This is a genomic window from Nocardia sp. NPDC004573, from assembly GCF_053602135.1.
Genome location: NZ_JBSGDA010000009.1, coordinates 253,950 through 276,982 on the forward strand (window position 1 = coordinate 253,950; position 23,033 = coordinate 276,982).

Consider the following 23,033-nt stretch of genomic DNA (forward strand, 5'->3'; position numbering starts at 1 on the left):
CCGAGCGGCCAGGGAGAACGGTTCCGCAGCCGATCGGCAACCAGTTCGCTAGCGTGGCGAACATGGCGACCTTGCGCATTTCCCGCCGGTTCAACGGTCCGCCCGATTCCGGCAACGGTGGCTACGTGGCAGGTCTGCTCGCCGCCCAGCGCGACGAGCGGACGGCCACCGTCATCCTGCGCAGTCCGCCGCCGCTGGAGACGCCGCTGGACGTGCGGGACGAACGGCTCTACGACGGTGACACGCTGATCGCCGAGTCGAAGCCCGGCGAACTCACGCGGGACGCACCGCGTCGGATCGCGTTCGCCGACGCGGCGGAGGCATCGCGCGGCTACACGAGTATCGAGATGTTCGCGTCTTGCTTCGTCTGCGGCAGCGGCCGGGCGGACGGGCTGCGCATCGAACCCGGCCGGGTCGATGAGCACCGCGTGGCCGCGCCGTGGGTGCCCGACGACACCGTGCCGCTGGGGCCGCCGCTGCTGTGGGCCGCGATGGACTGCCCCGGCGGGTGGTCGCTTCCCGGCATGCTCGAGCGTCCGGCACTGCTCGGCTCGATGACCGCAACGGTGCACGGCATCCCCGACGTGGAGGAGCGCTGCGTGGTCGTGGGCGAGTTCCACGGCGAGCAGGGCCGCAAATGCTGGACCTCGACCGCGGTCTACGGCGCCGATGAACGCCTGCTCGGGCAGGCCGAGCAGGTCTGGATCCGGCTGAGCTAGTTACTGCTTGTCGAGCCGGGACTCCAGGTTGCGTTCCAGTTCGCGCCAGGCCTGCGCCTCGGCGGTGAACGGCGGGTTGGGCGCCAACCGGGTGGGGTCGGGATTCAACAGGTAGGAGACGTACCAGCCCAGCGGGGTGGATTGCGCCAAGGCTTGCTCGACCGTGGCGTCGTCGGCGTAGTCGGCGGCGTCGGTGAACAGCTCGACCGCCAAGTCGAGTTGCTCGATGTCGACCGCTTCCGGGCCCTCGGCCAGGTCCTCGGCCAAACCGGGCAGCACGTAGACGTTCTCGTCGGTGACCTCCACCTCCAGCGAGCCGTCCACCGCCGCGGTCTGCACGTCGGCGAAAGTGCTCACCCGCGCCAAGTCGTGCTCGTGATCGTCGGCGAGGTAGCGGGCCAGCGCGCGCTCGGAGGAGAACACCGTGATCGAGCCCTTGGAGCCGAGGAAGATCGGTTCGTCGTCGAGGTAACAGCGCAGCGTGAAGACGCTGCCCTCGGACGTGACGATCTTGACCGGGTCGATGCCGACCTCGTGCCAGAACGACTCGTCCTCGTCCTCGTCGTCTTCTTCGTCTTCCTCGTCGTCGTCGAGGTCGACGGGCTCGAACTCCTCGTCCTCGTCGCTGTCGGCCGCGTCGTCGGCGTCGACCACGTTCTCCTCGGCCGCCAGCAACTCGGCTTCGGCGACCGCGACCGCCTCGGCGTCGACCTCGGGCGTCTGCACGACGGAGTCGATGGCGTCCAGCACGTCGTCCCAGCCTTTGGCGATGGCCGCGCCGATCTGGTCCCACAACTCCTCGCCGTCACGCCCGACGAACGCGCTGACACCGCCCGGCAGCGCGCCGAGCACCGGATGGGAACCGAAGAACTTGGTGACCGTCTCCAGTTCACACACCTCGCCGATGTTGCGCACCATGCCGAGCGTGTCCTCCAGCTCGGCGATGGTGTCGACGTCGGGATCGCCCGCCGCCAGCTCCGGCACCGCGACCAGATCGAAGGTGAAGTTCTCCTCCGGCTCCAGTTCGACCGCGGACAGACCGGCGACGACCTTCCACGCCGGATGGTCCACGAGGTCGTTGTCGGCGTTGGTGCGGATGAACGCGGCCAGCTCCGCTACGGACTCGAAACCGTAGAGGGCGTCCTCGTGACCGAGGAACGCCTCCCACTCGTCGTCACCGTCTCGCCAGCGCGGTGCCCACAGGGTGACGAGATCGCCGTCGGTCAGGCCGAGCTCGATCGGGACGATGTCTCCAGAAGCCATGTGCGGAAGCCTATCGACCTTCCGCGTCAGGCACTATCCGGCCCGCCCCCATTCGTTCCCCCGGGCGGCTGCCCGGACGGGACGAACGACTCGTTCAGTGTCGCAACGACCTTGGACCGCTGCGCGCCGGCGTCCTCCGCGGCCTGCCTGCACGCCCAGACGATCAGCTGTCCGACTTCGGCCGGCGGCAGCGATGTGACCGATTCCGCCAAGGTCAGACCGACCAAAGCGCCGTCGCTGTTCACCTCGACGCTCACCGCCCCGTCGTCGGAGGTCCACCGTCCGCGCACCTGCTTCAGCCCGTACAGCGCGGCTTCCAGCGCCTCCAGTTTCTGGGTGGCCGACGCGACCAGGGCGTCCATTTCCGCACTCATACCGGCCTCATCCAGCTCGTCGGTCCCGTGTCCGCGTCATCGATCCGGTCGAGCTCGTCCACCGCCTGCTGGCGGGTGGGCAGGCCGAGCCGGTCGAGGATGTCCGAGGGCATACCCGCCTCGGCGAGCAGTTCGCGCCGCCGCGCCCGCGCCGCGATCGCGGACCGCTGGGTGAGCCGCAGGATCTCGTTCGCGAGCGACTGTGCGCCGTAACGGTATTCGCTGCGCTCGAACTTGATCTCCACCGGCATGCCCTGATCGGTCGCGCGCACCGAAATGGTGCCCGACCGGTTGCTGCTCGAGGCCACCGTGACGTTGGGGACTTGGGGTCGGGTCATGCCGTCGGCCTGTAGAAACCGTAGAAGTCCATGCCTGAGTTCTCCGTTCGAATCGAGCTGATCTGGACCGGGTCACCCGCCTCGACCAACTGTCCGTTACCGATCACCATGGCCACGTGGCCGTCCCAGATTGCGAGGTCGCCCGGCATCAGGTCACCGGCCGACACCGGCGTGGCCCCGTTGCCCTGGTCGCACGCGAGCCGGGGCAGGTCGACGCCCGCCTCGCCGTAGGCGTACTTGGTGAGCCCGCTGCAATCCAATCCCGAGCCCGGGCTGTTGCCGCCCCAGACGTAAGGCGTGCCGACGGCGCCGATCGCCGACCGGACCGCCGTGGCCGCCTGCTCGTTGGGCGCCTCCACGACACTGCCGTCGGGCAGCGTGATCTTCACGCCCTTGCCGTCGTCGGGCGCTCCCGACGAACCGGTGTCCGGTCTGGGCGTGCCCGTCGTGCCGGGCGTGCCGGTGGAACTGCGCGAGGACGTCGACTGCAGGGGCGTGGCCATCACGGTGCTCAGCAACGAGCCCGCACCGTTGAGCACGCCGGACGCGGCGGACGCCGCCTGCTGCACGCCTGCGGCCGGCACGCCTGCGAGGGAGGGAGTGGTCGGCGGCGGGGTCAGGTCGTTCATGGACGCGGTGTGCGTCTGCAATTCGTTCTGGACCCGGCCGACGACGGTGAGCGCTTGGTTGAGATGGTCGATCGCGGAGCCGACGAGCGCCGTCAGACCTTCCGGTGTCGCCAGGACCGGCCCCATGCTCGCCGCGGTGTTCATGAAGGACTGCGCGATGTCGGTGAGATCTTTCTGTCCCGTCTCGACCTCGCCCGCGGCCTGGTTGACGACCGTCGCCATCTCGTTGCCGCGATCGGAGATGGTGGCCGCGGAGGTCTGCACGCGCAGTGCCTTGGCGGTGGCCGCGTCGGCCGCGCGGCCGTCCCACGCCGCGTTCATCCCGTTGATGCTGTCCCGGCCCATCTGATGGATCTGGTCCACCACGGAGGAAGTGCTGCGCAGCGCGTCGGTGGGACCGCCGGCGGGTAGCACCCCGCTGCCGAAGCTGGCGAGCAGATCCAGAATCGGTTGAGCCAGCGCGTTGACATCGATCACGAGCTCACTCCAGCTCGCCGGCCGCGTTCTGCAGCGCGCTCGCGTGGGTGGCGTCGGTCTCGGTGAGCACGGCCGCCGCACCGGTGGCCGCGCCGCCCATGCTGGTCAGCACCGCCGACAGCTGGCCGATCGCGGCGACATGCCCGGCGTGCGCCGCGGCGTAGGCCGCCATGAAGTCGCCACCGATCAGCCCCATGATCGGACCGAGCAACGCGGGCTCCGCCGCTGCGGCGCTCGCCCCGGCCGCTGCCATCTCACCCGCCATGACGTGGGCGGTCGCGCCGTAGGCCGCAATGCCTTCGGTGTCCGCCGACATCTTTCGCATCAGAACTTCCCCCATCTGTTGTTCCCAGGCAGAGTACGTCATCCACTTGGTTCGACGCGCGCGGTTCCGTTTCGGTTCCGCCGCTTCGGAAAAAAGTCCGGTGGCGTCCGGCGGCGCACCCGCGACCGACCTTATCGTTCCCTCATGCGCACCCACACCGTGGACCATCCACTCGTCGCCGCCCTGCTCACCACGATGCGGGACGAGCGAACGCCGAATCCGGCTTTCCGTGCCGCGCTGCGTGATCTGACCGGGATCCTGATCTACGAGGCGCTGCGCGACGCGGAGGTGGAGCGTTTCGAGATCGTCACGCCGGTCGCACCCACCGAGGGGATCCGGCTGGCCCGGCCGCCGTTGCTGGTTCCGGTGCTGCGCGCCGGACTCGGCATGATCGATGCGGCCGCCGAGCTGATCCCCGACGCCCGAATCGGGTTCGTCGGTCTCGCCCGGGACGAGGACACCCACCTGCCGGTGCCCTACATGGAATCGCTGCCCGCCGATCTCGCCGGACTGCCGGTCTTCGTGCTCGACCCGATGCTGGCCACGGGCGGCTCGATGCGGCACACCCTGCAATTGCTCGCGGCGCGCGGCGCCACCGACATCACCGTGATATGCGTCGTCGCGGTGCCGGAAGGCATTGCGACACTGGCGGATTCCGGTCTGCCCGTGCGGCTGGTGACCGCCGTCGTCGACACGGGCCTGAACGAGAACGCCTACATCGTGCCCGGCCTCGGCGACGCGGGCGACCGGCAGTTCGGCCCGCGCTGAATCTTCCGTGTGGCCGGTGTCAGAACTTCCGGCAGTAATTCCGCAGCGCCGAGAGGCGTTCGTGCGCGGCGGCTCGCGCGGCCGGGAGGCCGGCCCGCGAGCCGACCGGCTCGACCACCTCCAGATAACACTTGAGCTTCGGCTCCGTCCCGGAAGGACGGATCACCACGCGAGAAGAAACGCCCTCGAAGATCAACGCGTCGGTGCGCATCCGGCCCCGCACCCGGAGTTGATCGGTGTATTCGACCGGCTCGCCCCCGATCTCGTGCGGCGGGTCCGCGCGCAACCGGTCGACCACCGCGGCCGCGTCGGCGGCCGAGGCGAGCCGCAGCGACACCTGGTCGCCCGCGTGCAAGCCGAATTCGACCGCGTAACCGTCGAGTTGGTCGTTCAGATCGCGGCCCGCGGCCTTCAGCCGGGCTACCAGGTCGGCTACCAGCACGGCGGCGGAGATGCCGTCCTTGTCCCGGACCGCCGCCGGGTCGACGCAGTGGCCGATCGCCTCCTCGTACGCGTAGACCAAGCCGTCGCCCGCGCGGGCCAGCCACTTGAAGCCCGTGAGCGTTTCCGCGTACCGGCCGCCGCGCGCGGGCGCCAGCTTCGACAGCAGCCGCGACGACACGATGGTCGTCGCCACCAGCGCGTCGTCCGGGGCGGTGCGCAACACGCAGTCGCCCAGCAGCACGCCGGTCTCGTCGCCGCGCAGCATCCGCCAGGCACCGTCCGGCCCCGGGACGCCCACCGCGCACCGGTCGGCGTCCGGATCCAGTGCGATCGCCACGTCGGCGCCGACCCGGGCCGCCGCCGCGAGCAGCAGGTCGGCCGCACCGGGTTCCTCCGGGTTCGGGAACGCGACGGTGGGAAAGTCGGGGTCCGGTGCGAACTGCTCGTCGACCACATGGACATCGGGAAAGCCCGCCGCGCGCAGCGCTTCGACCGCGAGTTCACCGCCGACGCCGTGCAGGGGAGTGAGTGCGATCCGGATACCGGCGCGCTCGCCCGATCCACCGATGCGCGTGGGTATTCCGGCGACCCGGCGTAGGTAGCGCCGCACCACGTCGTCGTCGGCGGGAGTGACCGGCGCGCGGTCGATCGGCTCGACGACCGCCTCGATACAGCGCTCGATCTCGGCGTCGGACGGGGCGATCAACTGCGAACCGCCGTCGAGGTAGACCTTGTAGCCGTTGTCGGCGGCCGGATTGTGCGAGGCGGTGATCTGCACGCCGGCCACCGCGCCCAGCTCACGCACCGCGTACGCGACCACCGGCGTGGGCAGTGGACGCGGCAGCAGCGTCACCGGGAAGCCCGCTGCCGCGAAGACCTCCGCCGTCGCCGTGGCGAACTCGGCGGAACCGTGCCTGGCGTCGCGTCCGACGACAACCGCGCCGCCGCCGAGACACCGGTCGCGCAACCACGCCGCGAGCCCCGCGGTCGCCCGGCTCACCGTGGTCACGTTCATGCCGTCCGGACCGTCGCGCAGCGGCCCGCGCAGGCCTGCCGTGCCGAAACGCAGCATCTACACCCGTTCCAGGATGCCGCGCAGCAGCTTGCCGAGCCGGGGGGCGGCCGCGTGGCCTTCGGCGAGCACCTCCGCATGGGACAGATGCGCGCCGGTGACCCCCGCGGCGAGATTGGTGACCAGCGAAATGCCCAGCAGTCGCGCACCGAGCGCACGGCAGGCGATGGCTTCCAGCACCGTGGACATGCCGACCAGATCCGCGCCGATCGTGCGCAGCATCCGGATCTCGGCGGGCGTCTCGTACTGCGGCCCGGTGAGCCCCGCGTAGACACCCTCGGTCAGGCTCGGGTCGATCTCCCTGGCCAGCGCCCGCAGTTCGGGATCCCAGGCGTCCACCAGGTCGACGAAGGTCGCGCCGGCCAGCGGCGTGCGACCGGTCAAGTTGAGGTGATCGCTGATCAGCACCGGCTCACCCACCCGGAGGCCGGATCGGATACCGCCGGCGGCGTTGGTCAGCACTACGATCTCCGCGCCCGCCGCTACGGCCGCCGACACCGGATGCACCACATCGGCGGGCTGGTACCCCTCGTACAGATGCTGGCGGCCCATCAGCAGCAACACGGCGGTGTCGTCGACCTGGACGGAATGGATCACGCCGACATGGCCCTGCGCGGTCGGCGTCCCGAACCCGGGCAGCTCCGGCATCGGCACCGACGCCCGCGGCGCCCCGATCTCCGCGGCCGCGTCCTGCCAACCGGACCCCAGCACCACCGCGACCCGGTGGCGTGACACTCCCGTACGTTCGGCGATCGCCTCGGCGGCCTGTTCGGCAAGCATGATCGTCACGATAGTGGATTCCAGCGCCTTCGGTGCCGGGCCGCGAACGGGCAATGCTCGGTCTCGCTTCGCTCGAAACCGGGGTCGAGGTGCGCTGGGCGCGTCAGGGGCCGAGCGCGCTACGGCCCGTGGCACGCCGTTTCGGGAGACTCCTCTGCGCGAACTTGCTCCTTCGTCGCCTACCCGGCGGCCGCGTAAACGCGAGCCGGGCCGCGAACGGTGGATGCCTGTTCGCGCGGGCTTCGACCCGGGTCGTTTGCACGGGAGTCTCGCGCTCCTGGTCTCCCCTCCCGTGGTAGGGCGATTGCGGCCGGTGGGAGGGTGTCGGCACGAGAGTGCTACCCGTGAGTAGGAGATCGGCTGTGGCCCGTTACGCTGCACCGCATGCCGTATCTGGAACGCCAAGGGGAAGTGTTCGTCGTCTACCTCGGTGGCGAGGGGCAGACGGAGAGCGAGAACCGTTTCCACCCGGACTGGATCGATGCGCTCCACGGGCTGCTGGACGAGGTCGAGAGTTCCGCGGGGCCTGCGGCGCTGGTGACCACCGCGACCGGGAAATTCTTCAGCAATGGCCTGGACACCGACTGGCTGTTCGGCAATCTGGACAAGATGCACGGCTACCTCGACCGCGTGCACTCGCTCTACACCCGCCTGCTCGCCTTCCCGCTGCCGACCGTCGCTGCGCTCAACGGCCATGCCTTCGGAGCGGGCGCCATGCTGGCCACCTCCCACGACTTCCGCGTGATGCGCGCCGACCGCGGCTTCTACTGCCTGCCCGAGGTGCACTTGGGCATGCCGTTCACCATCGGTATGAACGCCTTGCTCACCGAGCGGCTGACCAACCAGGTCTGCGTGCAGGCGATGACCACCGGCCACCGCTACCCGGCCGACGAGGCCATCGCCGCTGGCATCGTGGACGCCAAGGCGGAAGCCGCCGAGTTGCTCGCGACCGCCGTCGAGCGCGCAGCCGCACTGGCGAGCAACCGCAAGCCCAACCTCCCGGTGATCAAGCGAGCCCTCCACGCCAAGGCGCTAGCCGGCCTCGCCGTCCCGACCACCCCGGAAAACCTGGCCTTCGCCACGAGCTGACCGCCACCGCGGACGGCCGACGCCGCTCGCGCACCGCGCCGCTACGTCGGCGAGGAGCCGCCACGCCACCACGGCCGGCCCCCGGTCCACGATGCAGCGAGGCATCCCACTCGCATCGAGGGCACACGACGAACACGCGAAAGCCGCCGGCGACCCGTCATCCCGAATCGGGCCTACATCGCGGGCGGCCGACGCACACGGATGGCAGCTGCCCCACCCGCTGAAGTCGTCCGAAACCGGCGGGTTACGGGCCGTAGCTTTCGGCTCGTGACGCGCTCAGCGAACTCGAGCCCCCGGTTTCGAAGCTGAGCGAGCGTGTGCATCCGCCGTTCGCGGTCCGGCGCCCGGCTGCGCGGGTGCCGCGTCCGCGACGAAGGAGCAAGTTCGGCACGCACCGCCGAGGAGTCGTTCGAAACGGCGTGCCATGGGCGTGACGCTCGGCCCCTGACCCGCCCAGCGCACCTCGACCACGTCTTTCGAGCGAAGCGAGACCGAGCATTGCCCGTTCGCGGCCCGGCTCGCGTTTGCGCGGCCGCCGCGTCCGCGACGAAGTCGCAAGCGGCGGTCGCTCGGACGCGAGCCACATTAGGGGGCCGCGAACCCGCCGCGCCGAAGGCGCGGCAAATCGAACACAGTGCGAGACTGTGTTGCATGCCACCACCGCGCAGCGGGCGCCAGGAAGCGCAACACGACGGCAACGCCGTATGTGAGGTCGACGCTGCCGCTCGCAGTGACGCCGCGATCCGCGCGGCGTCCGCCGAGCTGATCGGGCTTTCGCACGCGATTCACGCCGAGCCGGAGCTGGCCTTCGAGGAGACACGCAGCGTCGCGAAGACCATCGCTCCGCTGGCCGAGCGCGGCTTCGAGATCGAACCCGGGGTCGCCGAACTGCCCACGGCCTTCCGCGCGCGCTACGGCAGCGGGGCGCTGACCGTCGGTCTCTGCGCCGAATACGACGCGCTGCCCGAGATCGGCCACGCATGCGGGCACAACGTCATCGCCGCGGCCTCGGTGGGCGCGGCGCTCGGACTCGCCGAGGTCGCCGACGCGCTGGATCTCACCGTGCTGGTGTTCGGCACGCCCGCCGAGGAGAGCGGCGGCGGCAAGGTGCTCATGCTGGAGCGCGGGGTGTTCGACGACGTCGCGATGGCGATGATGGTGCACCCGGGCCCGCTCGACATCGTCGGCGCGCGTTCGCTGGCGCTGGCCGACGTGTCGGTGGTCTTCCACGGGCGTGAGGCGCACGCCAGCGCGGCCCCCGAGCAGGGCCGCAACGCGGGCGACGCGGTCACCGTCGCACAGGTCGCCCTGGGGTTGCTGCGACAACATCTCCTGCCCGGCCAGCAACTGCACGGTATAGTCGGCGACGGTGGCGTAGCTCCCAACATCGTGCCCGGACGTGCGGAACTGCTGTATTACCTACGCGCAGTCGACTCCGCATCCCTCGACGATCTGATGCGACGAGCGTCGGCTTGTTTCGAGGCGGGCGCCCTCGCGACCGGCTGCACCCACGAAATCCGGACGCTAGCGCCGACGTATACCGAGCTGACCCCGGATCCGGAGTTACTGCTCGTCTATCGCGAGCAGCTCACCGGATCGGGACGCGTGCCGCTCGCTCCGGAGTTCGAGGCGCAGCGGCTGCTGGGCAGCACCGACATGGGGAACGTCACCAACGTCATTCCGGGCATTCACCCGGTCATCGGCATCGATGCCGGTGGTGCGGTGACACATCAGCCAGGCTTCGCCGCGGCCAGCGTCAACGCCTCGGCGGATCGTGCGGTCCTCGACGGTGCGCTCGCGCTCGCGCGTACCGCGATCGCCGTCGCCCGCGATGACATCCATAGAGACAGGTTGTTGCAACGGCTAGTTCAACGACAGGAGGACATTCGGTGAGCACAACCGGCCGTTCGGCGGCGCCGGCTACGGGCCCGGCACCGGGCATCCGTGTGGCCATGGAAGGCCCCGGCAGCTCCGCGGCCTCGGAGACCCGGGGATCCGGGCGAGCAGCGGTGGAGTCCTGGCTGGCCGATCACACGGTCGATCTCGTTCAGTGGCGCAGGCATATCCACGCCAATCCGGAGCTGTCCCGGACCGAGTTCGGCACCACCGAGTTCGTCTCGGCGTGGCTGACCAAGGCGGGACTGACGCCGCAGGTACTTCCCGGCGGCACCGGGTTGATCTGTGACCTCGGACCGGACGGCCCGCGCATCGGCCTGCGCGCCGACATGGACGCGCTGCCCCTGCAAGAGTTCACCGGACTGCCCTTCGCCTCGACGGTGCCGGGCGTGTCGCACGCGTGCGGCCACGACGCGCACACCACCATCCTGCTCGGCACGGCGCTGGCGTTGGCCGAGGTTCCGCACCTGCCGGTCGGTGTGCGGCTGGTCTTCCAGCCCGCCGAGGAGATCATGCCCGGTGGCGCGATCGACGTGGTCGCGGCCGGTGCGATGACGGGTGTGGAGCGGATCTTCGCGCTGCACTGCGATCCGCGTCTCGAGGTCGGCCGGGTCGGCATCCGGGTGGGCGCGATCACCTCCGCCGCCGACACGATCGAGCTGGTGCTCGACTCGCCGGGCGGTCACACCTCGCGACCGCACCTGACCAGCGACCTGGTCTACGCGATCGGCTCGGTCATCACCGGGTTGCCTGGCCTGCTCAGCCGCCGCATCGACCCGCGTACCAGCACCGTGATGGTGTGGGGCGCGGTGAGCGCGGGGAAGGCTCCGAACGCCATCCCGCAAACCGGCATGCTCACCGGCACCATCCGCACCGGAGACCACGCGACCTGGTCGTTGCTGGAGCCGATGGTGCGGCAGATCGTCGACGGCCTGCTCGCCCCGACGGGCGTGCGCTACCAGTTGAACTACCGTCGCGGCGTGCCGCCGGTGGTCAATGACGAGCACTCCACCCGCATCTTCGAGGACGCGATCCGCGCGCTCGGCCCCGACGCGCTGGCCGACACCCCCCAGTCCGGCGGCGGCGAGGACTTCTCCTGGTACCTGGAGGAGGTGCCCGGCGCGATGGCGCGCCTGGGCGTCTGGTCCGGTGAGGGCGAGCAGCTGGATCTGCACCAGCCGACCTTCGACATCGACGAGCGGGCGCTCGCGGTCGGCGTCCGGGTGCTGAGCAATCTCGTGCTCGACGCGGGTTCGGCCTGATTCCAGCGCCTGCGGCGTAGCGAACCGTGCTCGATGGCCTCGCACTCCGTGCGCCGACGGCATGGCCGACCCAGCGGGTACGGCCGTGCCGCCGGCGTTGCGGTGAGCCGCGCGGTCAGCCGAAATTGCCCGGGCCGACGTTGCGGCTGTTGCGGGTACGTAGGGCGTGCACGTAATCCTCTGGCGCGCCCGCCTTTTCGGCGGCGTCGGCGATCACTCCGAGGTAGCGGGCCGAGGGCAGGCCACCCTCGTACGCGTCCAGCACGTAGAGCCAGGCCAGCGTGGGGTCGCCGCCGTCGCCGTTGCGGGTCACCCGCAGGCGGATCTTCTTGTGGATACCGAAGTCCGAGCCCTCCCAGCGGTCCAGCCGCTGCTCGTCCTCCGGGGACACGTCGTAGAGCACGACGAACACCCGGGAACCGGGATCCTCGACGACCGTCGCGAGAGGCCCTTCCCAGCCGATGTCGTCACCGGCGAAGGTGAGCCGCCAGCCCTCCAACCAGCCCGTCCCGGACATGGGGGAGTGCGGACAGCGCTCGAGCATCTGCGTCGAGTCCATATTGGACCCATAGGCGGCATAGATCGGCACCAGCAAAGGGTAGCCAATAATCTTCGCCGACCGCGTTCGATTGCCGCACCTGCGGCGCGGCGCGCGGCGGGGAACCGTTGCGCACCGGTAACGCGGTCGATGGTGCGAGGTGGTTGCCGGATAACGTTGACGCGTGCCGGAGATCCCGGCGCGAAGCACGAGCGGAGGTATCAATGACCCGCATCGCGATCATCGGTGGCGGACCGGCCGGCTACGAGGCGGCCCTGGTGGCGGCCCAGCACGGCGCGTCGGTGACGCTGATCGACTCCGACGGGATCGGCGGGGCGTGCGTGTTGTGGGATTGCGTTCCCTCGAAGACCTTCATCGCCTCGACCGGCGTGCGCACCGACCTGCGCCGCGCTCGCGATCTGGGGATCACCCTCGACCCGAATCAGGCGCAGGTGCAGCTGCCGGAGGTGAACGCGCGCGTCAAGGCGCTGGCGCTGGCGCAGTCCTCCGACATCCGCTCGAAGCTGCAGACCGTCGGGGTGAGGGTGCTGGCCGGGTACGGCGAGCTGATCGACCGCGGCAGCGGCCTGGCCGCGCACCGGGTGCTGGCCAAGCTCGCCGACGGCGCGCAGCAGACCATCGAGGCCGAGGTCGTGCTGATCGCCACCGGGGCGAGCCCGCGCGTGCTGCCGGGTGCGGAGCCGGACGGTGAGCGCATCCTCAACTGGCGTCAGCTCTACGACCTGGAGGAACTGCCGGAGACCCTGGTCGTGGTCGGTTCCGGTGTGACCGGTGCGGAATTCGTCTCGGCCTACACCGAGATGGGCGTGCGGGTGAAGCTGGTCTCCAGCCGCGACCGCGTGCTGCCGGGCGAGGACGCCGACGCGGCGCTCGTGCTGGAGGACGCGCTCGCCGAACGCGGCGTGGAACTGGTCAAGCACGCGCGCGCGGACGCGGTGGAGCGCACCGCCGACGGCATCGTGGTGAAGCTGTCCGACGGGCGTACCGTGTCCGGTTCGCACGCGCTGATGACGGTCGGCTCGACGCCCAACACCGCGAACCTGGGGCTGGATCGGGTCGGCATCGAACTCGACCGCGGCGGTTACCTCCGGGTGGACCGGGTGTCGCGCACGTCGGTGCCCGGCATCTACGCCGCGGGCGACTGCACCGGGCTGCTGCCGCTGGCCTCGGTGGCCGCGATGCAGGGACGCATCGCCATGTACCACGCGCTCGGCGAGGGCGTCAGCCCGATCCGCCTGAAGACCGTCGCCTCCGCGGTGTTCACCCGGCCGGAGATCGCGACCGTCGGCGTCAGCCAGACGGCGATCGACAACGGGGAGGTCCCCGCGCGCACGGTGATGCTGCCGCTGAACACGAACCCGCGCGCCAAGATGTCCGGGCTGCGACGCGGTTTCGTCAAGATCTTCTGCCGTCCGGCGACCGGTGTGGTGATCGGTGGTGTCGTCGTGGCGCCGATCGCCTCGGAGCTGATCCAGCCGATCGCGCTTGCGGTGCAGAACAATCTGACGGTCAACGACCTGGCCCAGACCTTCTCGGTGTACCCGTCGCTCACCGGCTCGGTGACCGAGGCGGCGCGTTTGCTGATGCGGCACGACGATTTGGACTGACCTCGGTTCGGCGTCTGCCGTGCCGTGTCCGATCCAGGACATCACGCCCGGTCAGCGCGGGACGCGCAGGGGATGCGGGCGCTCTTGCCAGCCTTGGCTATTCACCGCGTTGCCCATCGTGCGCACATGTGGTTCACTCTCGGCAGAGATGCGATCGAAGGATGGTCGCGGAGTTCGGTGTGGGGGGATGGGTCCTTTCCAAATCGGCACGAACGAACGGCCCGGGTCGTTCGACGATCAGGCGTCTCACCCAGGGACAACTGCATGCGGCCGTTCCGGTCGCACCCGGGAAGGGAATTGCGAAAAGTGAAACATCGTAAGCCGAGTCGGGCGCAGCGAGCGATGGCGAGCACCTCGTTGCCTCTGGCCACAGCGGCTGCAGTGGCCACTCTCTTCGCTGCGCCGGCGGGGGCGGCTCCCAACGATCCGACCACTCCGCCGACGCCTGCTCCGACGCAGCCGGGCGTGAACGAGTCGCCGAGTACCCCGGAGACCACGCAGCCGGAGCCGAACAAGCCGGAGTCCAGGCAGGATCCGCAGAAGCCGGAGAGCAAGCCCACGCCGAGCCAGCCCGGCGTCACCACCCCCGAGTCGGACCACGCCGCGCCGGACCAGAAGGATCCGAAGCTGGCGAAGCCGACCCAGCCGGGTGTGACCCCGCCGCGGGTCGCGCCGCTGCCGGTCCCCGGTCAGCAGAAGCCGAGCGACCCGCAGCCCGCGGTCGTGCCGGACCAGTCCGCGCCGCAGCCGGGTCAGCAGGCCGCGCCGCAGCCCGGCCAGCAGACCACTCCGCAGCTGGGCACGCAGAACGACAACGACAACGCTCAGGCGCGCCAGCCGGAGAGTTCCACGCTGGTGCAGCCGCGCTGGCAGGCGCCGCGGATGGAGGCGGCTCCGGCCGCGCCCGTCGTGGAGATGACCGGTCCGCACGCGGAGATCGGCGCGAACATCGACGGCGGCACCATCCTGCCGGGCCACGTGGCCAACACCCACCACTTCAGCAACGAGGCCGGTTACGTCGGCACCATCGGCTACCGCACGCCGACCGGCGCGGGTGAAGCGGGCGTCTCGGTGGAGTTCGTCGACAAGAACACGGTCAAGCTGACCACCTACACCGGTGGCGAGGGCTTGGCCTCGAACAACACCACCGCCGTGTTCGACACCACCCAGCTGAACCAGGCCAAGGCCGCGGTCGAGGACTGGATCCGGGAGCAGCCGGGCGGCGCGGCCGCCCTGGAGGCCGCCGCACAGGTTAAGCTTCCGCTTCAGCCGGGCGATTTCGCTCCGCAGACCGTCGACGTGGGTGGTGTCACCACCCAGTGGGGTGGTTCACTCCAGTACTGACACGTGCTGTTCGACGGGTGGGGCGGTCGTTCGCGGCCGCCCCACTTGTGTGTCCTGGGAAAGGATTGGGTGTGACTTCCGAGGGTTCTGCGAGGGAGAACGAATCCGATCAGTCCGGTTCGGCGTTCGGTCCGCCAGTGGGGGAGTTCGGGCCGCCGATTTCCGAATTCGGCCCGCCGGTAGCGGAATTCGGTCCGCCGATGGCTCCGGACGCCGGCCCCGGCTGGCAGGTGCCGCAGCAGTCGGCCGACCACACCGAGCTCACCTGGCGCCCGGTAGGTGAACCGGAGACGACCCCGGTACCGCCCGCGCGGTTTCGCGCGCCGGATTCGACGGTCTACGAAGAACGGCCGTCCGCACCGCCCGCGCCTGCCCAACTCGAGCCCCCCGCCGCGGATGGCGCGGGCCCGAAGTCCACGGACGGCGAGAAGGACTCCTGGTGGAACCGGCCGACGCAGGAAGGCGGCGTTCCGAAGCCGCCGCCGCCCTCCGGGTCGGGCCTGTCCTGGGCCGAGGATCCGATCGCCATGCGGCTCGCGCTGCGCATTCCCGAGACGCCCGCGCCCGCGCGGCGCAGTTCCTCGCGGCGCTGGGTCGTGCTGGGAACGCTCGCGGCAGTGGTGGCGCTGGTCGCGCTGACCGTGACCATCGTGGTCTTCAGCGGCAGCGAGGACGGCCCGGCTGCTTCGGACACCACCAGCGCCGTGGCGATGGACTGCCCGACCCGCACCGAGGGCAAGGTCACCTTCGGCAACGGTCCCGGTGATACGAGCAGTGGGATCCGGGCGATTCTGGGCTTCGAGCATGCGTACTATTCCGAGCGCAGCGCAGCTCGCGCCCACCTGTTCGTGGCGCCGGGCGCGAACGTCGAGCCCCCTGCCGACCTGCAGAAGACCATCGACCAGCACATCCCGCAGGGCACCGGCTATTGCCTGCGGATCGCGGAGATCTCCTCCGATCGCTTCAACGTCGAGATCACCGAGCGCCGTCCCGACGGCACCGAGGCACAGTACTTCCCGGTGATCACGACCGTGAACATGGACGGGCGGACGCTCATCTACCTGATCGATTGATTCTGCTCCGACCGCCCGAGGTGACCTGGTCTCCGCTCTAGAAAGGCGGGCCGCTGTGTCTCATATATTGAGATTACAATTTCACATTCTGGTAGACGATATGAAACAGTGAGGACTCGCGTACCGTGGCGTCCTTTCGGGAGGTTTCATGTCGGCGATCACTCCACCGCTGGCCCGGCGTCTCGACGGCCTGACGAGTTCGGCGATTCGGGACCTGCTGAAGGTGGCCGCCCGCGACGACGTGATCAGCCTGGCGGGCGGCTTGCCCGACGAGCAGTTGATGCCGCGCGACCGGATCGCGCAGGCCGCCGAGGCGGCGCTCGCGGACCGCGCGCGCCTGCAGTACACCGAATCGGCGGGCTGGGGCCCGCTGCGTGACGTGCTCGCGGCACGGGAGACCGTGCGGCTGGGGCGGCCGGTGTCGCTCGAGGAGGTGTTCGTCACCCACGGGTCGCAGCAGGCATTGTCGCTGCTCGCCGAGGTGCTGGTGGACCCAGGTGCGCTGGTCGTGGTCGAGGATCCGGCCTACGTCGGCGCCTTGCAGGTGTTCCGGGCCGCCGGTTCGCGCATCGTGACGGTGCCGTTGGACGCCGAGGGCATGCGGGTCGACGCCCTGGCCGAGTTGCTCGATCGTGGCGAGCGGCCCGCGCTGGTGCATACGGTGAGCAATTTCCACAACCCGCGCGGGGTCACCATGAGCCCGCGGCGACGCCGGGAGCTCGCCGGACTGGCCGATCGGTACGGATTCTGGGTGATCGAAGACGATCCCTATGGTGAGCTGTGGTTCGAGCGGCCGTCCCCGGAGCCCATCGCGACGTATTCGGCCAACGTGATCCGGCTGTCGAGCGTGTCGAAGATCCTGGCGCCGACCTTGCGGGTGGGCTGGATGACCGCGCCCGACGCGGTGTGCCGGGGCGTGGAGCTGCTGAAGCAAGGCGCGGACCTGTGCGGTTCGGCGCTCACCCAACAGATCGCCGCCGATCTGCTCGCCGACACGGATTGGCTGGGCGCGCAAGTGGAGGAGATCCGGCGCGTCTACGGAGCGCGAGCGCGCGTCCTGGTGGACGAGTTGCGTGCGCGTTTCGGTGACCGGCTGGTGAGTACGGACGCGGCGGGCGGCATGTTCGTGTGGGTCGACTTCACCGACGGGACGGACACCGTGGACCTGTTACCCCACGCGATCGATCTCGGCGTCGCCTACGTTCCCGGCGACGCGTTCGCGGTCTCCGGGGACCATCGGAACTCGATGCGGCTGTGCTTCACCACCTCCGAGGAGGCGACCCTCCGGGAGGCGGTCGCGCGCTTGGGGCATGCGATAGGCGGATGATCGTGGGCGCGGTTTCCTCGGCGCGCGTCACTGCCGGTCGCTGACCGGTGCCTGTTCCGGTCGATTCGGCCGCGCCGGGGTCGACGGCGGCAACCGCGCGGCGCGAGATCGCCGGCGGAGGCGCCCGTCAGTCCACCCAGCCGTAGGTGCGTTCGACCGCCTTGTTCCACGCGGCGAAGCGCTCGTCCCGGTCGGTGGCCGACATGGTCGGGTGCCAGGTCTTGTCGGCGGCCCAGTTGTCCCGGATGTCGTCGGTGCCCGACCAGTATCCGACGGCGAGTCCGGCCGCGTATGCCGCGCCGAGGGCGGTGGTCTCGTTGACCACGGGGCGCACGACGGGCACGTCCAGGATGTCGGATTGGAACTGCATGAGCAGGTCGTTGCCGACCATGCCGCCGTCCACCTTCAGCGTGGTCAGCTCCAGGCCGAGCCGTTGGGACTCGGCGTCCGCGCGCATCGCCTCGACCACCTCGCGGGTCTGGAAGGCGGTCGACTCCAGCACCGCCCGCGCCAGATGCGCCTTGGTGACGAAGCGGGTCAGCCCGGCGATCACGCCGCGCGCGTCGGGACGCCAGCGGGGCGCGAACAACCCGGAGAAAGCGGGCACGATGTAAGCGCCGCCGTTGTCGTCGACACTGCGGGCCAGCGGCTCGATCTCGTCGGCGGCGGAGATGATGCCGAGGTTGTCGCGCAACCACTGCACCAGCGAGCCGGTGACCGCGATGGACCCCTCCAGGGCGTACACCGCCTCCGTGTCACCGAGGCGGTAACACACCGTGGTGAGCAGGCCGTGCTTGCTGAACACCGGCGTGGTCCCGGTGTTGAGCAGCATGAAATTGCCGGTACCGTAGGTGTTCTTGGCCTCGCCGGGCGACAGGCACGCCTGGCCGAAGGTGGCGGCCTGCTGGTCGCCCAGGATGCCCGCGACCGGCACCCCCGCCAGCGGCCCGGACGCGATCGGCGCGTAGACCTCCGAGGAACTGCGCACCTGCGGCAGCATCGACTCCGGCACGCCGAACTCCGCACAGATCTCCAGATCCCACTGCAACGAGCGCAGATCCAGCAGCATGGTCCGGGAGGCATTGGTCACGTCGGTGATGTGCTCGCCGGTCAGATTCCACAGCACCCAGCTGTCGACCGTGCCGAAGCACAGCTCGCCCGCCTCCGCGCGCTCCCGCGCACCGGGCACGTTGTCCAGGATCCAGCGCAGCTTCGGGCCGGCGAAATAGGTGGACAGCGGTAGGCCGGTGCGGTCCTGGTAGCGGGCCGGACCGGCGTCGCCGCCCAGTTCGGCGCACAGCCGGTCGGTGCGGGTGTCCTGCCAGACGATCGCGTTGTACACCGGACGCCCGGTCGCGCGGTCCCACACCACGGTCGTCTCCCGCTGATTCGTGACGCCCACCGCGGCGATGTCGTCAGCGCCGAGACCGCCGCGTTCGAGCACGTCACCGAGCACGAATGCGGTATCGCGCCAGATGGTTTCGGCATCGTGCTCCACCCACCCCGGTTGCGGGAAGATCTGCTCGTGCTCGCGCTGGGCGACGCCGACGACGCGTGCCTGCCGGTCGAAGACGATGCACCGACTCGATGTCGTGCCCTGGTCGATGGCGGCCACATAACGACGCATCCGTGCAGTGTATTTTGGCCGCGACTGCGTCGCGGCGTGTTCGCGGCCCCCTAGTGGCTCGCGTTTGCGCCAGACGTTCGACGCTATACCCGAGGCTCTCGTCATGACTGCGGCGCGGCGACTGGCGAAAGCGACCGGGTGATCTCCGGCGGACGCGTCTGGCGGGGCGCGACCCGGTGTCGGTCCTCACTGAGCTGTGCGCGATGACTCGCCGCTCGGTTAGGGTGGTCTTGTTACCGATGAGTAGGTACAGGCGACACGGGCCGGGGCGCGGGCGGTCGATCCGCGGCGGTTCGCCTAGCCTGGACCTGAACGCTCGATCGGACACATCCGCGTCGGCTGGAGGAGTCGAGCATGGCCAATACACCGGATTCGCAGTTCCTCGGCCCGGAGCAGCGCAGGGCGGCCTGGGAGCGCTTCGGCAAGGATCATTTCGATGTGGTCGTCGTCGGCGGTGGCGTGGTCGGGGCCGGTATCGCGCTGGACGCGGCGACCAGGGGTTTGCAGGTGGCCTTGGTCGAGGCCCGGGATCTCGCGTCCGGGACTTCCAGCCGGTCGTCCAAGATGTTCCACGGCGGGCTGCGGTACCTCGAACAGCTGGAGTTCGGGCTGGTGCGCGAGGCGCTGCGGGAACGCGAGCTCACGCTGTCCATCCTGGCGCCGCACCTGGTCAAGCCGCTACGGTTTCTGTACCCCCTGACCAATCGCGTGTGGGAGCGTCCGTACGTAGCCGCCGGCCTCGTGCTCTACGACACCATGGGGGGATCCAAAAGCGTTCCGGGTCAACGTCATCTGAGTCGCGCGGGGGCATTGCGGCTGGCGCCGGGGTTGCGGCGCGACTCGTTGATCGGCGGTGTCAGCTATTACGACACGGTTGTCGACGACGCGCGGCACACCATGACGGTGGCCCGCACGGCCGCGCACTACGGCGCGGTGATCCGCACGTCCACCCAGGTCGTGGGGTTCGTGCGAGAGGCAGACCGGGTGATCGGCGTGAAGGTGCGCGACACCGAGGACGGGCGCAACGGCGAAGTCCGTGGCCATGTGGTGATCAACGCGACCGGCGTGTGGACCGACGAGGTGCAGGCCCTGTCGCATCAGCGCGGCCGATTCCACGTGCGGGCCTCCAAAGGCGTGCACATCGTGGTGCCGCGCGATCGGATCGTCAGCGACACCGCGATCATCCTGCGCACCGCGACCTCGGTGCTGTTCGTCATCCCGTGGGGTGCGCACTGGATCATCGGCACGACCGACACCGAGTGGAATCTCGACCTCGCGCATCCGGCCGCGACCAAGGCGGATATCGACTACCTGCTGGAACGGGTGAACGAGGTCCTGGTCACGCCGCTCACGCCGGGAGACATCGACGGCGTGTACGCGGGTTTGCGCCCGCTGCTGGCCGGGGAGAGCGACGAGACCTCCAAACTGTCACGCGAGCACGCCGTCGCCCGGGTGGCACCGGGCCTCGTCGGCATCGCGGGCGGCAAGTACACCACCTATCGGGTGATGGCCATGGACGCGGTGGACGAAGCGGCGCAGGACATTCCGGCCCGGGTCTCGCCGTCGATCACGGCGAAGGTGCCGCTGCTCGGCGCCGACGGCTATTTCGCGCTGGTCAACCAGACGGTGCAGCTGGCCGAGACCTACGGGGTGCACCCCTACCGGGTCAAGCATCTGCTGGATCGGTACGGCTCGCTCATCGCGGACGTCATGGCCTTCGCCGCGGACCAACCGGAACTCCTGCAACCCATTACGGACGCCCCGTCCTATCTGCAGGTGGAGGCGGTCTACGCGGCGGCGGCCGAGGGCGCTCTGCATCTCGACGACATCCTGGCCCGGCGGACCCGGATCTCGATCGAGTACCCGCATCGCGGCAGCAACTGCGCCGAGCAGGTGGCTCAGCTGGTCGCGCCCATTCTGGGCTGGGACGAGGAGGAGATCGAGCGGGAGGTCCGGACCTATCAGGCGCGGGTCGACGCGGAGATCCGTTCGCAGACGCAGCCGGACGACGCCTCCGCCGACGCCTTGCGCATCGCCGCCCCGGAGCCACGCGCGGAGATTCTGGAACCGGTCCCGTCCGAGAGTTGAGCCGCGCGACCGGGCCGTCTCTCCGCTCACTCCTCGCAGGCGGGGGCCTCGACGCGAATCGCCCAATCGACCAGTGAGCGCAGATAGCGCAGCATCAGATCGTCTGGATATTCGACCGGATCGACGAGGTGCAGCCGGGCCAATTCCTCCATGGCGGCCAACAGGATCCGCTCCGTCGGGCCGTTCGGATCCACGGTGGTCCCGAGATAGCGGGACAGATGACGCGCCCCGATCGCGCGGGCGTAGGCGCGGCGAAGTGCGAGCCGCTCGCGCAGCTCGGGCGGTCCGCCGTCGAACGGGCTGAGGATGATGCGCCAGCTCGTCGGCGCGGCGTGCAGGTAGGCGAGGATGCCGCGGCCGACCCGGTCCACGTCACCGTGCTCCCAGTCGACGCTGCGCACACCGGCGAACGCGATGGCCGACTCGCGATCCAGCAGCGCCGACGTCAGCCCGGACAGGTCGGTGAACTGCTGATACACCAGCGCGCGGGCGACCAGCGCCTCGCGAGCCACCCGATCGATGCTCACCGCGCCGAAGCCCTCGGTGGCCACGATGTCGCGCGCCACGTCCAGTAGCTGGGTACGGCGGTCGGCGGCGGACATCCGGCGCCTCGGCCGCGCCGCCTCGGTGGTCGCGCGCTCGGCCGTGGAGCGATCCGTGGTCACGCAGACGAAGGTAGCTCGAGCAGGGCCTCGACCGCCCGCGCGGCGCTGGGCACCGAGCTTTCCCTCGTCGCCGACCAGTCGGTGGCGGTCCAGTCGCCGGAGAGCACCAAGCCGGGGACCGAGGGCCGCTGCGCCGGTCGCAACGCTATGCCGAGCGCCAGCCGATCCCACGCCGCCGCACGTGCTTCGGCGGGCATGCCGACCCGGTCGAACCATTGCTCGGTGGTGATGCCGGGCAGGTCGGCGGCTGGTTCAGGCACTGCAGGCCGAGCCGGACGGCGGCGATCGCCGCGCGCGCTCCAGCGGATTCGCGTCGGGATGCGCGCCGAACAGCGTGCGCGGCGCGGCGACCAGCGTGCCTGCCTCCGCCGGCCAGACCGCCGAGGCGATCCCGCCCAGGCCGCCGCCGATCACCACGTACCGCCGTGGGTCGCTCATGGTGCCCGCGGATCAGCCGGCCGGGGCCGGCTGGCAGTGCGGACAGAAGAAGATGCCGCGTTCTCGCTGCACCACGCGGTCGTAATCCGGTGCGGTGTCGCCGAGCAGGTCGGCGACCAGCGGTGTGCCGCAGCGCTGGCACGGCCGGTGCGTGCGGCCGTAGGCCAGCGGCCGTCGCGGGGGCCGCTCGACCGCTTCGGTCAGGATGCGGTGTGCCTCGTTGACCATCGCCAGCAGATCGGGGACGTCCCCGACCCTGGTGGCGGGGTGCACGCGGCGCAGGAAGCAGACCTCGCTGCGGAAGACGTTGCCGATACCGGCCAGATTGCGCTGGTCGAGCAGGGCGACGCCGATGGGTTGATCCGGATACCGTTCCAATCGCCGGACGGCTTCGGCCGGATCCCATTCGGGCCCCAGCAGGTCCGGTCCGAGATGGTCGACGACGCGGTGCTCGTCGCGCACTCGAACCACCTCGACGGTGCCCAGCGAGAAGCCAACGGCTTCGACGTCCGCGGTGCTCAACACGACTCGTGCGGCCACGCGAGGTCTGGTCCAGCGCTGTCCGCAGTGGAACACGCGCCAGCTGCCCTCCATCTTCAAGTGCGTGTGCACGCTCACGGTGGGTGTGCGGATGAAAAGGTGCTTGCCGTAGCTGCCGACGCTTTCGACCACCTGCCCGCGCAGATCGACCGTGGCGTATCGCGGCACCCGGAAATCGCTGCGCGTCAGTTCCTTTCCCGCCAAAGCGGCGCGAAGCCTCTTGGCGGCCAGGAAGACGGTGTCACCCTCAGGCATGCGACCCCGGTGCGCCGATGGGCCCACTCGATGGGCCGAATGCGCTTCGGCTCGCTTTCACCCAGGTCTCACTG

23 protein-coding genes are annotated in these 23,033 nt (G+C 70.0%); 10 read left to right on the forward strand and 13 right to left on the reverse strand.

Translation table 11 applies throughout. The features are described from left to right. The first annotated feature begins 62 nt into the window (after positions 1-62). Positions 63-719 (forward strand): hypothetical protein, encoded by a 657-nt coding sequence (locus ACWEKR_RS17445; protein WP_452355297.1) that lies wholly within the window; start codon positions 63-65, stop codon positions 717-719. Here ACWEKR_RS17445 and ACWEKR_RS17450 read toward each other — a convergent pair whose 3' ends face one another. Genes ACWEKR_RS17450 through ACWEKR_RS17470 form a run of 5 tightly spaced genes read right to left on the reverse strand, consistent with a single transcriptional unit; the run spans position 720 to position 4,140 of the window. Further along, the gene (locus ACWEKR_RS17450) at positions 720-1,982 is read right to left on the reverse strand and encodes a primosomal protein (protein ID WP_452355298.1); all 1,263 of its coding nucleotides are present in this window, start codon (positions 1,980-1,982) and stop codon (positions 720-722) included. A gap of 26 nt (positions 1,983-2,008) precedes the next feature. Continuing rightward, complete coding sequence (locus ACWEKR_RS17455) at positions 2,009-2,356, reverse strand: YbaB/EbfC family nucleoid-associated protein (protein ID WP_452355299.1); 348 nt, start codon at positions 2,354-2,356, stop codon at positions 2,009-2,011. Next, positions 2,353-2,694, reverse strand: coding sequence for a hypothetical protein (locus tag ACWEKR_RS17460; protein WP_159839445.1), 342 nt, complete (start codon positions 2,692-2,694; stop codon positions 2,353-2,355). The genes ACWEKR_RS17455 and ACWEKR_RS17460 overlap by 4 nt, the downstream gene beginning before the upstream one ends. Continuing rightward, positions 2,691-3,800 (reverse strand): C40 family peptidase, encoded by a 1,110-nt coding sequence (locus tag ACWEKR_RS17465; protein WP_452355300.1) that lies wholly within the window; start codon positions 3,798-3,800, stop codon positions 2,691-2,693. The genes ACWEKR_RS17460 and ACWEKR_RS17465 overlap by 4 nt, the downstream gene beginning before the upstream one ends. 4 nt (positions 3,801-3,804) lie before the next feature. Continuing rightward, positions 3,805-4,140: a type VII secretion target gene (locus ACWEKR_RS17470; RefSeq protein WP_452355301.1), complete on the reverse strand. Its 336-nt coding sequence runs from the start codon at positions 4,138-4,140 to the stop codon at positions 3,805-3,807. Positions 4,141-4,269: 129 nt separating this feature from the next. On the opposite strand from ACWEKR_RS17470, the gene upp reads away from it, so the two are divergent. Next, positions 4,270-4,893, forward strand: coding sequence for a uracil phosphoribosyltransferase (gene upp, locus ACWEKR_RS17475; RefSeq protein ID WP_452355302.1), 624 nt, complete (start codon positions 4,270-4,272; stop codon positions 4,891-4,893). A gap of 19 nt (positions 4,894-4,912) precedes the next feature. Here upp and ACWEKR_RS17480 read toward each other — a convergent pair whose 3' ends face one another. Together ACWEKR_RS17480 and ACWEKR_RS17485 are read right to left on the reverse strand one after the other, a co-directional pair. Continuing rightward, a complete protein-coding gene (locus ACWEKR_RS17480) occupies positions 4,913-6,409 on the reverse strand; it encodes a phospho-sugar mutase (protein WP_452355303.1) in 1,497 nt (498 codons plus the stop codon). Next, positions 6,410-7,189: a purine-nucleoside phosphorylase gene (locus tag ACWEKR_RS17485; RefSeq protein WP_452355304.1), complete on the reverse strand. Its 780-nt coding sequence runs from the start codon at positions 7,187-7,189 to the stop codon at positions 6,410-6,412. 384 nt (positions 7,190-7,573) lie between these two features. On the opposite strand from ACWEKR_RS17485, the gene ACWEKR_RS17490 reads away from it, so the two are divergent. From ACWEKR_RS17490 to ACWEKR_RS17500, 3 genes are all read left to right on the forward strand, one after another. After that, a complete protein-coding gene (locus ACWEKR_RS17490; RefSeq protein ID WP_452355305.1) occupies positions 7,574-8,278 on the forward strand; it encodes an enoyl-CoA hydratase-related protein in 705 nt (234 codons plus the stop codon). A gap of 651 nt (positions 8,279-8,929) precedes the next feature. Further along, positions 8,930-10,171: a M20 family metallopeptidase gene (locus ACWEKR_RS17495; RefSeq protein WP_452355306.1), complete on the forward strand. Its 1,242-nt coding sequence runs from the start codon at positions 8,930-8,932 to the stop codon at positions 10,169-10,171. A 59-nt stretch (positions 10,172-10,230) separates the two neighbouring features. After that, positions 10,231-11,436, forward strand: coding sequence for a M20 family metallopeptidase (locus ACWEKR_RS17500; protein ID WP_452355333.1), 1,206 nt, complete (start codon positions 10,231-10,233; stop codon positions 11,434-11,436). A gap of 115 nt (positions 11,437-11,551) precedes the next feature. On the opposite strand, the gene ACWEKR_RS17505 is transcribed toward ACWEKR_RS17500, so the two are convergent. Next, positions 11,552-12,025, reverse strand: a complete 474-nt coding sequence (locus ACWEKR_RS17505) for a gamma-glutamylcyclotransferase (protein ID WP_195088143.1) — start codon at positions 12,023-12,025, stop codon at positions 11,552-11,554. A gap of 173 nt (positions 12,026-12,198) precedes the next feature. On the opposite strand from ACWEKR_RS17505, the gene ACWEKR_RS17510 reads away from it, so the two are divergent. The 4 genes from ACWEKR_RS17510 (at position 12,199) to ACWEKR_RS17525 (ending at position 17,346) form a co-directional block, all read left to right on the forward strand. Continuing rightward, positions 12,199-13,602: an NAD(P)H-quinone dehydrogenase gene (locus ACWEKR_RS17510; RefSeq protein ID WP_452355334.1), complete on the forward strand. Its 1,404-nt coding sequence runs from the start codon at positions 12,199-12,201 to the stop codon at positions 13,600-13,602. Between the two features lie 465 nt (positions 13,603-14,067). Further along, entirely contained in the window at positions 14,068-14,946 is an 879-nt protein-coding gene (locus tag ACWEKR_RS17515; RefSeq protein ID WP_452355307.1) for a hypothetical protein, read from the forward strand. Between the two features lie 200 nt (positions 14,947-15,146). Continuing rightward, positions 15,147-16,019 (forward strand): hypothetical protein, encoded by an 873-nt coding sequence (locus ACWEKR_RS17520; RefSeq protein WP_452355308.1) that lies wholly within the window; start codon positions 15,147-15,149, stop codon positions 16,017-16,019. A 148-nt stretch (positions 16,020-16,167) separates the two neighbouring features. After that, entirely contained in the window at positions 16,168-17,346 is a 1,179-nt protein-coding gene (locus ACWEKR_RS17525; protein ID WP_195088151.1) for an aminotransferase-like domain-containing protein, read from the forward strand. Positions 17,347-17,473: 127 nt separating this feature from the next. Here ACWEKR_RS17525 and glpK read toward each other — a convergent pair whose 3' ends face one another. After that, positions 17,474-18,973, reverse strand: a complete 1,500-nt coding sequence (gene glpK / locus ACWEKR_RS17530; RefSeq protein ID WP_452355309.1) for a glycerol kinase GlpK — start codon at positions 18,971-18,973, stop codon at positions 17,474-17,476. A 354-nt stretch (positions 18,974-19,327) separates the two neighbouring features. On the opposite strand from glpK, the gene ACWEKR_RS17535 reads away from it, so the two are divergent. Further along, positions 19,328-21,061, forward strand: a complete 1,734-nt coding sequence (locus tag ACWEKR_RS17535; RefSeq protein WP_452355310.1) for a glycerol-3-phosphate dehydrogenase/oxidase — start codon at positions 19,328-19,330, stop codon at positions 21,059-21,061. A 26-nt stretch (positions 21,062-21,087) separates the two neighbouring features. On the opposite strand, the gene ACWEKR_RS17540 is transcribed toward ACWEKR_RS17535, so the two are convergent. From ACWEKR_RS17540 to ACWEKR_RS17555, 4 genes are read right to left on the reverse strand one after another with little or no spacing between them, the layout of a single operon-like run. Beyond that, a complete protein-coding gene (locus ACWEKR_RS17540) occupies positions 21,088-21,663 on the reverse strand; it encodes a TetR/AcrR family transcriptional regulator (protein ID WP_452355335.1) in 576 nt (191 codons plus the stop codon). A 59-nt stretch (positions 21,664-21,722) separates the two neighbouring features. Next, positions 21,723-21,986, reverse strand: a complete 264-nt coding sequence (locus tag ACWEKR_RS17545; protein ID WP_452355311.1) for a hypothetical protein — start codon at positions 21,984-21,986, stop codon at positions 21,723-21,725. Continuing rightward, positions 21,979-22,164 carry a hypothetical protein gene (locus ACWEKR_RS17550; RefSeq protein ID WP_452355312.1) on the reverse strand — a complete coding sequence of 62 codons (186 nt, stop codon included), beginning with the start codon at positions 22,162-22,164 and terminating at the stop codon, positions 21,979-21,981. Before ACWEKR_RS17550 ends, ACWEKR_RS17545 begins: the two co-directional genes overlap by 8 nt. A 12-nt stretch (positions 22,165-22,176) precedes the next feature. After that, positions 22,177-22,959 (reverse strand): DNA-formamidopyrimidine glycosylase family protein, encoded by a 783-nt coding sequence (locus ACWEKR_RS17555; RefSeq protein ID WP_452355313.1) that lies wholly within the window; start codon positions 22,957-22,959, stop codon positions 22,177-22,179. Positions 22,960-23,033: the final 74 nt, after the last annotated feature.